This is a genomic window from Vallitalea pronyensis (genome assembly GCF_018141445.1).
Taxonomy (GTDB): domain Bacteria; phylum Bacillota; class Clostridia; order Lachnospirales; family Vallitaleaceae; genus Vallitalea; species Vallitalea pronyensis.
In genome coordinates, this window is the sequence record NZ_CP058649.1 from 679,179 (window position 1) to 695,893 (window position 16,715).

Consider the following 16,715-nt stretch of genomic DNA (forward strand, 5'->3'; position numbering starts at 1 on the left):
ATTGGAGGCAGAGAGATGGAAAATGTTAAGATGGCAATAGAGAAGTTAATTCAGTTTGGTTTATATAAAGGTATGATTGAGGCATGGGATGTGCCTCTTGTTAGGAATCAATTAATGGATATTTTAGGTATAGACGAACCTGCTGAGGTTATTTATGAAGGTGCATTAGATGAGACACCTGTATTTATTTTAAATGAGTTGCTGGATTATGCAGTTGAAAAAGGGCTTATTGAAGATACGGTAACGTACCGAGATATGTTAGATGCTAGGCTCATGGCAACAATAATGCCCAGACCATCTGAGCTTGTTCATAAGTTTTATGATATAGTAGATGATTCGGGCATAGAAGCCGCTACGAATTACTATTATCAGTTATCTAAGGATTCCAATTATATAAGAATGGACCGAATAGCCAAGAATGCTTATTGGTTAGCCAAGACAGATGTGGGAGAGTTGGAGATTACCATTAACTTATCCAAGCCTGAGAAAGATCCTAAGGAGATTGAGAAAGCCCGAAGTATGCCAAGTGCCAATTATCCTAAGTGTTTTTTATGCATCGACAATGTAGGCTATCCTGGGCGGTTAAATCATCCAGCTAGAAATAACCATCGTGTTATTCCCCTAAGGTTAAATCATGAAGATTGGTATCTACAGTATTCGCCTTATGTGTATTATAATGAGCATTCCATTATTTTTAATCATCAGCATGTACCCATGAAGATATCCAAGGATACATTTATTCGGTTATTGGATTTTGTGGAGCAGTTCCCTCATTATTTTGTAGGCTCTAATGCAGACCTGCCCATTGTTGGTGGCTCTATATTAAGCCATGATCATTTCCAAGGAGGGCATCATACTTTTCCGATGGAGACTGCACCTGTTATAAAAACGTATAAGCGTGAAGCTTATCCAGAGGTGACAATTGGTTTGGTTAAGTGGCCTCTATCCGTCGTGCGTTTAGCGTCCAAAGACAAAGTTCAAATGATTGAATTAGCTGGAGAGATATTAGCGAAGTGGCGTAATTATTCTGATGAGAGTCTTGGAATCAGGGCTTATTCAGAGGTTGATGGTAAGCAAGTGCCTCATAATACCATTACACCAATAGCCCGTATGAACCAAGATGGCGATTTTGAACTGGATTTAGTCCTTCGTAATAATAGACGTAGCGATGCCCATCCAGATGGTATTTATCACCCACATGCTCATTTACATCATATTAAAAAGGAAAACATAGGCTTAATCGAAGTGATGGGTCTTGCTGTACTGCCTGCTAGACTTAAGGAAGAGTTATCATTAGTAGAAGATGTTTTAATAGGTAAGCTGACAGAATATAGCCATGAAGAGAAGCTTGTGAAACACCAACCATGGATTAAAGGATTGGTGGAGCAATATGGTACAGCCATGACGCAGGAAGAAGCAGAGGCTGTTGTTAAAGCAGAAGTTGGGCATATATTTGCAGAAGTGCTTAGATGTGCAGGGGTTTATAAAATGGATGAAGCGGGGATTGCAGGGTTTGAGAGATTTATTAGAGCATAATGCATTATATATACTAAAGGCATTTTACTACGAGGTTATGTGGTAAAATGCTTTTTTTCTATGTTATAGTATTTTTTCTGTGTATTGTATGTGAAAATATGAAGTGATATAATGCTATTATTGATAAGAAACAATGAGGTTTAAATTACTACCACTAACTTATACAATCAGAATGACCTATAACAATATATATTTGCCATATGAAAGAGGGATGATATGCAAAAAAGACTATTAATCATACTCGTCGTAATAATACTAATAGGCGTCGTGTTGTACTTTACTAATCGTAAGGAAATAAATGAAGGCTATAAAAAAGATACCATTACGGTTAAACAAGATAACTTTACATACAAACAACAGAATATTACCTTTAACAAACAAGGCCTTTTTTTTAATAGAAGAATTGACTATGATACATTGGAAGGTCATTATACAGCTAAAATGACTATTTTAGGAAACAAAGGGATGTTATACTATTTTAATGAAAACAAAGAGTTAATCGCGGAGAAACTAAAAGAAGGCCCATTACCAATGAACACCATGTTCTACATAGAAACTGACGGAGATCACTATTTATCAGGACAGAATTATACATATCGAGATCTTGGGAATGGTACAAAAGAGAGTATAGAAGAGCATGTAGTACCCGTACATTTAAGCCAACATGAAGATACATGGTTGGTTACCTATACCTTTAAGCTAGAGAAGAATTGGCACGGTATCATGTGGGGACTTCAATCTCCTAATCAATTAATTGATTTAACGAATCCAGAAAATGTTCAATTATGGTCCTACTATGATGTGGATAAAAAAGCTAGGTTTGGAGAAGATGGTTATTATTATAAAAGTCCTAATAGTTATAAACCAACAAGTAACCATGCTTTCTGGAAAAATCCTGCCATGTACATTGTCAGTTCCTTTACTGAAAAAGGCGGTTCATTGGCATCGGATTTATTAGCCCAGAGTTGGTTAATCATTGCAGCAGATAATTTGAATGACCATGGTTATTTTCCTACATTGCCACAAAGCGATTGGCTTAAAAATGATTATGGGATAGGTGCTCACTTTTTTGATACACGTTTTAATGCTGACATTATTGAAACATACTTAATCGCTTATCAAAAGTTTGGACATGATATTTTTCGTCAGGTGTATTTAGAAGCTGCTCATTATTATGTTGAACATGCAAAAAATAATCATTTTACATTTGACTCTGAAAAAAATGGTGAAGGATGGTTAGTGGAGGATTATTACCATGAAATAGATAATCTGAATCCAACCCATACATCGCTTAACCATCAACTTCAAGCAATCAATATGTTCTTATTATTATATGAAGAAGAAGAGAACCAAGAATATCTAGTAATTGCAGAATACATGCTAAAGGGTATAAAAAACACACTGGATTGTTGGATTATGGAGGATCATAATCTAGAATATGCTTATTTACCAGATGGTACCATGGGATTTGTTGATTATCCATATCTAACGTATAATGATTTGTTTAAGTCTCAAGAGCTGTTAACACGAATTAATGGAGAGGGAGATGAGGATTTGGATTATTTAATGAGAGCTAAGAAAATATGGATGGATGATAATGGAATAACAGGTTATGAACAGTAGCAATGAAACAAAGAACCCTTAAGCATAGTGATACGGGTGTTTGCATATTGTCATTATTGTCAAAGAATATTGACAATTACTAGAATTACATCTAAAATAGGAGTAAGCCATAGATAAAAAATGGAGGAGAAGAACAGATGAATAAATTCAAAGGATTTGTAGCAGGATTTTTAGTAGCTTGTTTGTTACTATCAGGGACATGGGTTAAAGCCGAAGACATCGTTAAGCATATTCAAGTACTTATTAATACGATCAATATTGAATTAAATGGAGAACAAGTAGCTAAGGCAGGTGAGAGTTATACCTTAACCAATGGAAAAGAAGTTCCCAATAGCCTTGTATATGAAGAAACGACATATGTACCTATTAGAAAAGTATCTGAGATATTAGGAAAAGATGTCGTGTGGGATGGTGTAACAAAAACCATTAAGTTAAGTGACCCAGGTTATGCAGACGTGGCTGACCAAGTCATAGCAACGATTGGTCATGAAAAGATTCTTGTCAGAGAGTTAAAGATTTACCTTAATCAGATTGTTAACCAATATGAATACATGTACGGGCCATCGGTATGGGAGCAAGAATTGGAAGAAGGAAAAACCGTTGAAGATTATGCAAAAGAAAGTGCTGTCAACACCATGGAAATTGTCAACATACTTTATCAAATAGCGCTAAAAGATGGCACTAGTTTGGCAGAAGAGCAGCTTGAAGGCATTGATGATAAAGTCATACAGGCTATTGATGGTTATCCTAACGCAGATAAAGACGGTGTAACACAGGCGTTCATGAAAGCACAAGTGATAAAAGAGATGACCAGTCAAATAGCTTATCATAAGATGATAGAAGCAATTGCTATAGATGAAACAACATTGCAAGCAAAATTAGAACAAAACACACAGTATACCGATATACAGCAAAATGGATATACATATTATGCAGAGCAGGTAAGAGCAAGACACATATTATTTTCTACAGCAGATGAAACAGGAGAGCCACTATCTGACGAGAAAAAAGCAGAAGTAAAGGCTTTAGCAGAAGAAGTACTAGCAAAAGCAAAATCTGGGGAAGACTTCCAAGCCCTTGTAAAAGAATATTCTGAAGACCCAGGCTCTATGGGTGCTGGGGGTGAATATACCTTCTCAAGAGGTCAGATGGTGAAACCTTTTGAAGAGGCTGCATTTGCTCTAAAGCCAGGTGAAATTAGTGACTTGGTTGAAACAGCCTATGGGTATCATATTATTAAGTTAGAAGAATTGCTACCACCACTTGATAAAGATATAGAAGCTGTTAAGAATCGTGAGAAGATGATTATAGAAGATGTTAAGAATCAACTTAAAGAGGAAGGGTTCAAGCAACAGATTGAAGTTTTGCGCCAAGAATATTCAGTGGTTATGAATGAAGAGTTGCTTAAGACAATTAAGGTAAGAGAAGAGTCCGTAAAAGAATAGATAAGTACGTTAGCTGAACCCCTTGAGAAAGGGGTTCTTAATTGTCTATGGAAAATAATAACATTTTATTACGTTATTATTACATTCAAGGAAAAAGCTTGTATTCATGGATAAAAATGTATATAATATATTAGCAATACAATTATTATCCAGCATAATTGCCTTTTCCAGTAATAACTCTATTACAGATTTGTTACATCTAATTGATTCATATTGACTGGAAAATAATGTAGTGCTATAATTTACCATGTGCTAGAAAGGTATCCAAACCTTTCCAATTAATTTAAGAAGCAATATAAAAGGAGGAGAAATATTAATGAAAAACTTTAAGAAAGTTTTAGCATTAGTTCTTTCATTAGCAATGATTATATCTACTTTTACAGTTTCATTTGCTGCTGAACAAAAGACTGATGCAGAAATTTGCGAAGCCTTAGATTTAATCAAAGGCGATGGCGATGGTGTAACTGATGAATATCTTGCATCTGAGAGTCCAAGATGGAAGATTGCTATTATGACATTAAGATTAAGAGGGTTAGAGGATGAGGCTTTAGCTTTTGAAGGTACTGAAACTTTTGAAGATGCTGAAGAATTGACTTGGGTAGCTGGAAGATCAATTCTTGCTTACTTAAAAGCTAATCCAGAGTTAGGATGGATTGGATACGATAATAAAGTTGATCCTAATGGCATGATGACTGTTCAACAGTATTACAAAGTTATGCTTGAAGCATTAGGTTATGCTCAAGGAACTGATTTTGAGTGGGCTGAGGTTATGGACTTCGCTGCTGAAAAAGGTTTGGTAGCAGCTGCTAACGCTGAAGAACTTACAATGGCTGACGTTGCTGCAGTAACTGTTGAAGTATTAAAAGCTGAAAACAGTGATGGCATTGTTCTAGTTGATGCGTTAGTTGAAGCTGGAGCGATTGACCAAGATGTAGCTGTAGACCTTGACTTAGTGGAACCTCCAGTGGTTGCTAACTTAAATATTAAGTCAGTTAGAGCTATGAATGCATCTTATGTTAAATTAACTTTAAATGATGAAACGGATGTAGTTCCAAGTGCTGATGCATTTGCAATTGTTGATGAGAATGACAAAGTAGTAGAAGTTAAAGAAGTGTTATTATATGGTTCTAAAGATGTAAGGCTTAAGACAGCTGCTCATACTAAGAACTTAAAGCACACAATAACTTATCAAGAAAAAGACTTTGATTATGTTGGCTTAGCTGCTGATACAACAGCTCCAAAAGTAACACTCACAGCTATTGCTAAAGGATATAAAACGGTTGAAATTTCTTTTGATGATGTAATGGAAAAAGCATCAGCAGAGATTGCAACTAACTATACTATCAAAGATAGAAATAACAATGCATTATTAGTTACTGCTGCTGAATTAACAGCAGATAAAACTGTAAGACTTACAACCGCAGAGCAAAAACCTGGAGAGTTGTATACGATTACTGTAGCTGGAGTTTATAACTTAGAAGGCTTAGTTGTTGGAACTAGCGATAACACTGCTAAGTTTGGTGGGGTTGCAAAATTACCTGCTCCAAAAGTGTCTCAAACAGGTATTGCTAAATCTAATACAAAAGTCCAAATTATGTTTGATCAAGAACTGGATACAACGACAGCAGAAGATGCTTCTAACTATACAATTAAAGATAGAAGTGGTAATGCATTTATCGTATTAGAAGCTAAAGTAGTTACAAAAGATCAAGATCCTGCTAATTATAACAAATCTGTATATTTAACAACTGCTGAGCAAAAAACAGGAGAACTTTATACAATAACTGTCGTAAATGTTCAAAATATTGATGGTGTTGTGGTTGATTCTTCTAATGATGAAGCTAAGTTTGGTGGTATTGCTAAAGATACAACAGCTCCAAAGGTAATGAAAACTGCAGTTGCAAAATCAAATTCAATTGTAGAAGCTACATTTGATGAAGAAATGGATTCAGAAACTGTTAATGATGTTGCTAACTACACTATCAAAGATAGAGATGGAAAAGAGTTAGCGGTATTAAATGCTGAATTATTAACTGGAAATAAGGTAGTTAAATTAACAACAGCTGCTCAAGAAGCTTCTGAGTTATATAAAATTACAATTGTAAATGTTAAAGATATTTCTGGTAATGTAATCAACTCAAGTGATGATGAAGCAAACTTTGGCGGTATTCCTCTTGATACAACTGCACCAAAAGTTGTAAATGCATATGCTCAAATCGAAAATGGCGAAACTTATGTTTACGTTGATTTCGATAAGAACCTTGACACAGATACAGCTACTGTATTTGCTAATTACAAATTTGATAATGGTCTTGGTTATGGATTGGATGCTGAGGTTCAGACTGATGGAAGTATCGTTAAGGTTCTAACCAATGCTCAAGGATTCAACACAATGTACAAAGTAACTGTAACAGGTGTTAAATCTGCGGACAATGTAGTTATTAGTTCTGATAATACTGCTTCATTTGCAGGCGTTGGTGCTGATGTAAGACCAGAGGTAGGATCAGCTTATGCACTTAATATAAGAACGGTAGATGTATACTTAAATACAACAGTTGCTGATTCAGCAATTGAACCTAGTGATTTTACTGTTTCTAAAAATACTGATTCAACTCAAAGAATTACAGTTAATGCGGTAATTCAAGATAAGAAAGAAAAGAAAGTAACGCTTTACCTAGCTAGCGACTTAGCAAGTGGTATTCTATATGATGTTGAGATTACTACAGCTGGAGACCAGTTTATAAACGAAAGAGGTACTGCTCAAACAGATTCTGCAAAAGCAAAAACACAATTTGCAGGTACAACAACTTCTTATGCGTTTAAAGTAGAATATATTATGCCAGTTGATAATAAAACAATTGATATCTATTTCAATGGTGCATTGAAAGATGAAACACCTTCAGTACAACCAGCTGTAGGAGCTGTACGTATTTCAGGTGGAAACACTGGTGAATCGTTTAGTAATTCAAATGGTGATGCAGTAAGTTCAGGTGCAACACTAAAAGTATTACCTACTAACAAATCTGTTTTAAGATTAACATTAAGCTCAAGTGATACATTAGTACCAGGTAGAGTATATTACTTATGGTTTGTTGGAGCGCAACCAATAAATGCTGGTAATGTTTCTATGGCTCTTGATAGTTCAAGCAATCCTGTTAAAACGCAATTTGCAGGTAGCTCAGTAGCTCAAGGAAAACCAGCTATTGATTATATTTTACCAATTGATAATAAATCATTTACAGTTAAATTTAAAACACCAGTAACTAGTTTTACTGCTGCTAATCTTCAAACTACAATTAGCTCAGATACCTATTACTCAAGTACTGCAGTTCACTTAATTGAAGAAAATTCAGCTTCAGATGGTAGTGAGTTTACAGTTTACTTAATTAATCCAACTACTCCAGGTACAGTTTATACTTTGACTATACCTAATGGAACGAATGTAGCAAACGCTGCAGGAACTCAAGATGCTAATATTACTGCTACATTAGCAGGAAGTAGTGTTACCCATGCTAAACCAGCAGTAGCTACAGCAAGTATTGATAATGAAAGAGAAATTGTTACTGTTACATTAAATCATGCAGTAGCTACAGCTAGTGGAGTGGCTCCTGGCAATGATTTAACAGCAGTTCAATTATCAGCATTATTTGATATAACTGGTATATTTGAAGATGGTACAGCAGTTAATGGTACTTATATTATGGAATTACCTGCCGCTGCTAATGATGATGAATTTGTTGATTCAAAAACGATTAAGTTTAAGTTAAGTAAAAAACTTAAAGCAGCTTCAATATTTAAAGTTAGAAGTAAAAACAATTTATTAGTTGACAAGACTGGTACAACAAGTAAAGTTGATACAGATGTTAGCGATTCAGATTACATGCAAGTATCTGTTCCGAATGTTGATTCAACTGTAGCTGCACCAACTGTAGTTAAGACTAGTGCTGTTACAGCAGTGACAGGAGTAAAAGCTTCATTAGACTTGCTTGCAGATACAGTTACAGTTGTTGCTAAGAATGAGGGTGTAGCTGGAAATAGTACTAATGTAGAAGTTTTAGCAGCACCAGGTTCATCAACAACAGCAGTAGGATTCAATGAAACAGCAAATACACTTACAATTACCTTATCAGATGAAGCTATAGATAATGTAGGTAATGCTATAGTAACAGCAGCAGCAGCAGCAGGATTAACGCTTGTTGATATTAATGTTTTAGGTAACGGTAATGCTACATTAACAGCATCATCTTCAGCCCCTCTTACAGGTGGTGTAGATGCAGTAGCAGCAGCACCTGGTACAGTTACTTTAACCTTTGCAGAACAAATGGATAAATCTTTAGATACTATTTCTGAATTAGGAATAACATTCACAGATAGTTCCGCTGTTGCAAAATCAGCTGGAAATACAGCAGTTTCTTGGAATACTGCTGGTACAGTATTAACTGTTACTTTAGATGCTTCAATCGTTACAAATGATATTCTTGCGACATTAACGGTTAGAGATCTAAAGGGTAATACTTATAGTTCTAGTGCAATAACAATTAACTAATAAACGAGCAAGTTAACTTGTGCGTTTTGGATAAGAAGTGGGATTTCCCACTTCTTATTTTTTTGTGTGTGCCCAGCATGGGCACAATCTAATCGGAAAAGAAGATATATTTAGGAGAACGATTAATCAACAATTAATTTTAATGATACTTGCTAAATTTATTTTAATTGTAATATTATACCAAGATAAATATGATATAATGATTAGTAGTTAAGTATAATTAAGGGGGAATGAAATTTGAAAAAATTTATTATTACTATGTTTATATTGGTGCTATGTATGAATTCTGTTACTTTAAGTCACGCATCTATGACGATAGATGACAAAGCTAATACTCTTCATGATTTTAATATTATCATGGGAAATGGAAGAGACTTTAATCTAGAGGGAACACTAACAAGAGCCGAAGCAGCAACTTTTATTGTTAGACTATTAGGTCAAGAAGCTCTAGTTAAAAAGGATGCAATCAATTATAGAAACACTGGATTCTTAGATGTTGAAATGAAACAATGGTATGCCCCTTATATAGGGTATTGTGTAAGCCAAGGGATTATTGATGGATTTAGTGACGGTAATTATAAACCTAAAGAACCAATAAGTGAAAGAGCTTTTATTAAGTTAACAGCTGAAGCATTAGGCTATAAGAAGGATATTGATTTTTCTTGGAGTAATTTATTTGTATTTGCATACAAAAAAGGAATTGTAATCGATGGTTCGTATTTAAGTAAAAACAATGATAACTTAAATTATAAAAGGAAAGATGTTATTAATGTTTTATATAATATTTTAAATAAAGAAATTAAGGATGATGGAAGAACAGCCATAGAACGTTTAATTGATAATAAAGTTATTAACCCCAGTATTGCAGAGAAATATGGCTACATTATAGATAAAAACCCAACAAAAATAAAACAACTAAACGTACAATCTAAAACACGTATTGAGATTGAGTTTAATGAAAATATTGAAGAAATAAAAGAAAAAAATATAAGTATTATAAGTAACAATAATGATCAAAAGCTTGATGTAAGCATTAATAAGATAGAAAAAAATAAACTTATCTTAGATACCAGTAATCAAGAAAGTAAGGTGACATATACCATACAACTTATTGATATAGTAGATGAAGATGGTTTTACTAAAACAATTGATGACGTTAAATTTGTAGGATATAGCATTATTGCTGTTGAGTCTGAATATTTTCACTTAAGTAAGATAATACCGATAAGTAAAAATCAGATTCAAATATATTTTACACAACCAATAAATGCTGTAGCAACTATTGAAAATTATTATATTATTAAACAAGATGGAAAACCAATTATTAATGGTAATCCTTCTAATATGGAAATAGCATTAAATCCTACAGACAATAAGAGTATTACAATGCGTTTAATAAATCATGAGTTTGATCTGTCTATGGATTATGAATTAGTAGCTAGATCCTTGCTTGTTGATAAAAAAGGTGCTCCTATTAATAACAGACAGAATGAAACGATGGCTTTTGAACCAATTTATTTGGAGAATAAGAAACTAGAATATGTTTCTGCAACTGCAGTTGATAAGCAGACTATAGAGGTTCAATTTAATATGCCTCTAGATAAACAGAGTGCAGAAGAAATATCTAATTATATTATTAAAAGTCCTGAAGGTCAAATTGTACCTATAATAAAAGCTAAGTTGTTAGGAGAATATGGTGGAAACATTGTTCAGCTAGGGGTTCCATTACCAATGTCAGGTAATGTAAACTATCCGATAACAGTAAAGAATATAAATGATAGTTTAAGACAACATTCTATATATGAAACAGATTCTTATGTTTATGTAATGGATGTAGATCATGCAGAACTTAATGCAGATCTCGTGTATCCAATTAATGACAGAGAAATAGCCATATACTTTAACCAACCAATTGATGAATCAACAGCTACTTTACAGGCTAACTATTTAATTTCAGGGGTAAATGACCATTCGTTTAATACAATAAATCCTGTTGCAATTTATTTTAATGAAAAAGAGAATAATAGTATGGTTAAGATTATGTTACCTGTAGGTGTAAAGTATAAAGATGGATTTACATATAGGGTAACACTAAATCAGAATATAAGAAATGCATTATTCTTATCAAATACCACTAGCAAAGATATAGAGTTTAAGGGACTTGGGTTTGATGGGTCTAAACCTATAATAACTCAAGCCAGAATGGTAACAGATGATACTATTATTGTTGAGTATAATACAGAGATAGCAAATATGGCACCAACATCATCGGCAGGTAATTATACCCTTAGTTACTCAGATGGTAGTACTGAAAGAACTGAAAGCCCATCATCAATAACTATCATTGATAACAAATATGTAGTTATGCAGTTTAATGATTTAAGTGATTCTATCACATACACAATAGAGGCTAATACTATTCAAGATTTTAGCAATGTCGGTTATTCTGTTGTAGGTGAGAGAACACAAGTAATTAATTATAAAGAATAGGAGTAGTAAAGATGAGGACACAAATGAAAATTATAATGGGTTTATTAATAATGACATCCTTAGTATTATTGACCGAACCAATATCAGCTCAAGAATCAAAGGATGAGATTGAAACAGTGAAGAGACTTGGTTTGATGAAGGGATATACAGGTGAATTAACAGATGAGTACTTATCTGAACATGCTACAAGATTACAAGTTGCTATCATCTTTTTAAGGCTAAAAGGGTTAGAGGATGAAGCAAAATATTATAAAGGAACTAATAGTTTTGTTGACTATAAAGAAGTAGCTTGGATTGGTGGTCGTAATATATTATCCTATCTGAAGGATAATCCTAACTTAGGTTGGTCAGGACATAAAAATATGTTTAGGCCAAATGATGTAATTGATGCACAAGCGTTCTATAAGATTATGTTAGAGGCATTAGGGTATCGTTTAGATAAAGATTATAAATGGTCAGAAGTTATTACATTTGCTAAGAATAAAGGGCTTAGTAAAGTAGCAGATATAAAGGAAATGACTAATAGGCATCTAGCTATAGCTTTAGTTGAAGGTTTACAAGCCTTAACTACTGATGGAGTAAAATTAATTGATTCGTTAGATGCAGATGGTATAATTAGTGAAAATAGCACTAATATTGGATTAGAGAATACGATAGTTAAAGGTAATATGATTAGTGCAAGGTGTATTGATACTACTGCGATATTAGCTTTATTTAATCAAGAAGTTTCATTAGATATTGAAGATTTCAATCTGAAGGATATTGAAGGTAAAAAATATAACCTTAAATATATTGAAAAATTGCCAAATGAAAGAGGAGCATTACTAATCTCAGAGCAATTGGAAAAGGGTATGTTATATACATTGACGTATAAAGATAACAATATTGATATTGTTCCAATTGTTGAAAAAGATACAGTTGCTCCAAAGATTGAATCCGCTGTTTCACTAGAAGGTGATCTTGTACGTGTTATATTTAATACAAGGAATATCAGAAAGAATACATTGGGTGTTGATTATTTTACAATAGATAGTACATTAGATAAGGATGCAATGGTAACTGATGTTCAACTTGATGATGATGAGATGAAAAAAGATAATAATCGTAATAAAACAGTTGTTTTACTTCGAATTGAGGGTTTGGATTCTGGTAAAGTGTATACAGTTTCATCTCAGCAAGTTGAAAGTTATAATAATGAAATAGCTGCAATCGGAGAATCAAAATGCATCTTTGGTGCAATTCAAATGGATAACAAATCGCCAGAGCTAAAGTCTGTATCATCTGTATTTGGGAATAAAGTAGACTTGGTCTTTGATGAAAACAATCTATTAGATGAAGCTACAGCATTAAACAAAGATAATTATAAAATCGTTCCACATCTAGAAATACTAGATATAATAATTGAAAGAAATACATTAAATGATGATAATATTATTAGATTAACAACTTCGAATCAGCAAAATACTGTATATACAATTGAAGTGAAAAACATATCTGATGGTATGAACGTAATGAATCAATCAAAATCAATGGTATTTGCCGGTCAAATTAAATCAGATTACCAATCAGTAAATGATGTGAAAGTTATTGATTCCACTACGATAGAGATTACGTATGCTTATGACGGTAATGAGACAGTATTAGATATAGCTAATTATATGATAGACAATGGAGTGTTAGTAGTTGATGCTGAATATAAAGTTAACACAGCTAATAATAATGTAGAGTATTCAAAAGTAATTTTGACCACTACTCCCATGCAGTCAAAACTGTATCAATTGTCAATAAGTGAGACTGCTCAAGATCAATTAGGTCAACCTTTAAGAGAAAAGACTAAATTAACGTTTGCTGGTTTACCACTTGATACAATATTTGATGATAATATCACAGCATTAACATTGGATACATTTACTGTCAAGTTGACATTTAATGAAGTCCTTGATGAAACGCTAGCAACCAATATTAGAAATTATTATATTGAAGGGTTAGGTTATCCTGCACAGGCTTGCCTTAGTATTGATGGTAAAGAAGTAGTCTTAACAATTCCAAAGCAACAATCGGATATTTACAAAGTTAGAATAAATAATCTTGTTGACAAATTTGGTAATCTAATTAAGAATAATACAGTTGTAGTATTTGCTGGGATTGCTGATATTAAATAGTGTATAAAGTATAGAGTGAACTATGCTGTTCCACTTTGTTGATAACTATTAAAATACTAAAAATTAGGAGATGATAAGATGAAGTTAAATAAAAGGCTGCTTGTGGTAGTTTTGTTGGTATTTGTATTGCTTAATAATAGTTTATGTAGTTTTGCAGCTGAAAATAAACTTGATTTAAATAGTAAAGTAGATATACTTAATGAGTTAAATATAGTCAAGGGTAATGGTGTTAGCTATGATCTTGATAGTCAGTTATCAAGAGCTCAAGCTGCTGCTTTTATCGTTAGATTATTAGGTGAAGAAGAAGAAGTTCAAGATAATAAGTTGAAATATATGACGACTAAATTTTCAGACGTCTCTAAAGAGAAGTGGTATGCGCCCTATATTGGTTATTGCGCTGAGAAGGGTATTATTAACGGGTACTCAAATAGTTCATTTGGACCAGATGATACAGTTGGAGAACAAGCGTTTTTAAAATTAGTATTAGTAGCATTAGGTTATGTATATAATGATGATTTTACTTGGTCTGATGTTTTTGCATTCTCTTATGGAAAAGGATTAGTAAAGGATGTGAGTTATTCAAACGGATATAAAGGGAACCCTAAATTTAATAGAGGAAATGTTTGTGAGTTGATTTTTACTGCATTAAGCATGAAACATGCAGAAACAAATATGAGGATGATCGAAAGATTTATTGGCAAATATATCATAACAAAAGATAAAGCAACAGAATATAAATTAGTAGATGATGTACTAGAAACAAGTATTACAAGTATTAAAGCAGTTAGTGAAAATAGAATTGAAGTTTCATTTAATGAATCTATTCATGATTTTACAACAGATAATCTATTGATATATAAAACGAAAGATGGTCATACGCTACCAGTAACTAGTATTAATAAAAAAGAGGATCAAAATACTTATATTATAGAAATAAGTAAAAATCAAGAAGTTGATGAAGAATACACATTACTGATTGACCGAGTAGTTGACTTTAAAGGAAATTCTTCAACATCATTTAGTAAAAAATTTCTTGGGTTTAGAGCAGAAGAAGTTCAATCTGATTTTTTTAAAATAAGTAAAGTTGTACCTGTAAGCAATAATATTATTTATGTGTATTTTACTCAACCAATAAACGATAATGCATTACAAACGTCCTATTACACGTTATTAAAAGATGATATAGATGTTGTAAAAGGTAATAATTCTAATATAGAAGTAAATAAATTATCTACAAGCGATAATGCAGTAGCAATTTATTTTAGTAACTATATATTTACAGATGAAGAGTATTTTGCGATTGCCATTGATGGTAACATAAATAGTAGTTATGCAGTAAAATTAAACGATGGAAAAGGTGATAAGGTTAAATTTAAGTCGGTAACTGTGGCAAATACACCATTTGAAGTTGATAATTGCATACAATTAAATAATAAGACAGTTGAAATAAGATTTAATAAACAAGTCAATCCTATTATAGCCAAGCAAGTTTTTAGTTATTACATAACGGATGATACAGGCTATGCCATAAGAGTTAATAATGCAATAGTTGTGAATGAAGGTCAAGGGGCGGGTAAAATTGTTCGTTTAGAACTAGAGGAAAATTTAAAAGTGAATAAGCAGTATAATGTCATGATTAATAATATGCAGGATATTTCAAGGCAATTTACCATTAATTTTAAAGAATATAATTTCACGAGTTTCTATTATAGTGCAAAAGATATTGTTATTGATGCTGTCATACCACTAGATGAGAGTACATTGATAGTATACATTGATGAACCTGTAGAACAAGAATCTGCTCAAAGTATTGCTAATTATCAGATACATGGAGTTACAAATACATCATACGTGGCTATTCCATCTGGTGTATATTATAACAAATTGGAAGATCCTAATAAAATCAAGATATATCTACCAGCTGACAAGAAGTTAAAAGCATCTTATACATATAATTTTAGAATATTAACCTCATTAAAAGACTCTATGGGAAATTATCAGTCAACACTTAAGAACTATAAATTTGTACAAAATACATCTATCTCTATGGATACTAAAATATCTGAAGCAAAAGTTGTTGGAGAAAATACGATTAAATTAAGTTTTAGTAAAGAAATCGCCAAAAATTTCATTAACGTAAATAATTCAAATTATACTTTAACATATATTGATAATGGTTTAGAGTATAATAAAATACCAATTAGTACAAGTTATATAAATCCTACTACAATCATACTAAAATTTGATGCATTGGATATAGAACGACAGTATACTATAACATATGGTAAGCTTGTTGATTTTGGTAATAACGAAACGATAAATACCAATAAAAAGAACAAAATGGTAGTAACTATTGGTAATTAATAATTGTTATAAAATCTACAGTTTTTCTATGAAAATATATGATTTTATTGTATTAGATTGTCTATAATGGTATAATTTAGTAGAGATACTTATTTTGAGAAGGAGAAAAAAATATGAAAAAAATTATAGCTTTAAGTACGCTAGTAATGGTAGTCATGATAATTAATTCAATAAGTATTTTTGCTAATAATAATCAAGACATGCCTCATGTTTTAATGGTATGGGCACCATCTAACACATCTATAGAGATTGTTTTTAGCGAAGAAGTAACACAGGAAAGTGCTGAAAATGAAGATAACTATATTATCAATGAGTTATATGGTCCATTGGACTTAATTGTTGTGGATGCTCAGTTAGATGAGTCTAAGACAAAAGTATTATTAACTACCGCTAACCAAAAAGTTCCTATGCTTTATCAAGTAAGTGTTAGCAATGTATATGATATGAATGGTAATGTCATTAAAGACCAAAAAATATTTACAGGCAGAAATTAAACATATTATATGATAAAGAGGCAATCTAAAGATTGCCTCTTTATTAATATACCTA

The 16,715-nt window shown here is 32.5% G+C and carries 8 protein-coding genes; all 8 read left to right on the forward strand.

Annotated features, from left to right (window positions below):
• The first annotated feature begins 15 nt into the window (after positions 1–15).
• Positions 16–1,536, forward strand: coding sequence for a UDP-glucose--hexose-1-phosphate uridylyltransferase (gene galT / locus HZI73_RS02830; RefSeq protein ID WP_212696747.1), 1,521 nt, complete (start codon positions 16–18; stop codon positions 1,534–1,536).
• Between the two features lie 216 nt (positions 1,537–1,752).
• Positions 1,753–3,159 carry a hypothetical protein gene (locus HZI73_RS02835; protein WP_212696748.1) on the forward strand — a complete coding sequence of 469 codons (1,407 nt, stop codon included), beginning with the start codon at positions 1,753–1,755 and terminating at the stop codon, positions 3,157–3,159.
• Between the two features lie 137 nt (positions 3,160–3,296).
• Positions 3,297–4,604 (forward strand): peptidylprolyl isomerase, encoded by a 1,308-nt coding sequence (locus HZI73_RS02840; protein WP_212696749.1) that lies wholly within the window; start codon positions 3,297–3,299, stop codon positions 4,602–4,604.
• A 316-nt stretch (positions 4,605–4,920) separates the two neighbouring features.
• The gene (locus tag HZI73_RS02845; RefSeq protein ID WP_212696750.1) at positions 4,921–9,150 is read left to right on the forward strand and encodes an Ig-like domain-containing protein; all 4,230 of its coding nucleotides are present in this window, start codon (positions 4,921–4,923) and stop codon (positions 9,148–9,150) included.
• 237 nt (positions 9,151–9,387) lie between these two features.
• The gene (locus HZI73_RS02850; protein ID WP_212696751.1) at positions 9,388–11,640 is read left to right on the forward strand and encodes an S-layer homology domain-containing protein; all 2,253 of its coding nucleotides are present in this window, start codon (positions 9,388–9,390) and stop codon (positions 11,638–11,640) included.
• An 11-nt stretch (positions 11,641–11,651) separates the two neighbouring features.
• Entirely contained in the window at positions 11,652–13,802 is a 2,151-nt protein-coding gene (locus HZI73_RS02855) for a hypothetical protein (protein WP_212696752.1), read from the forward strand.
• A 78-nt stretch (positions 13,803–13,880) separates the two neighbouring features.
• Positions 13,881–16,166: an S-layer homology domain-containing protein gene (locus HZI73_RS02860; protein WP_212696753.1), complete on the forward strand. Its 2,286-nt coding sequence runs from the start codon at positions 13,881–13,883 to the stop codon at positions 16,164–16,166.
• 113 nt (positions 16,167–16,279) lie between these two features.
• Complete coding sequence (locus HZI73_RS02865; RefSeq protein WP_212696754.1) at positions 16,280–16,660, forward strand: hypothetical protein; 381 nt, start codon at positions 16,280–16,282, stop codon at positions 16,658–16,660.
• Positions 16,661–16,715: the final 55 nt, after the last annotated feature.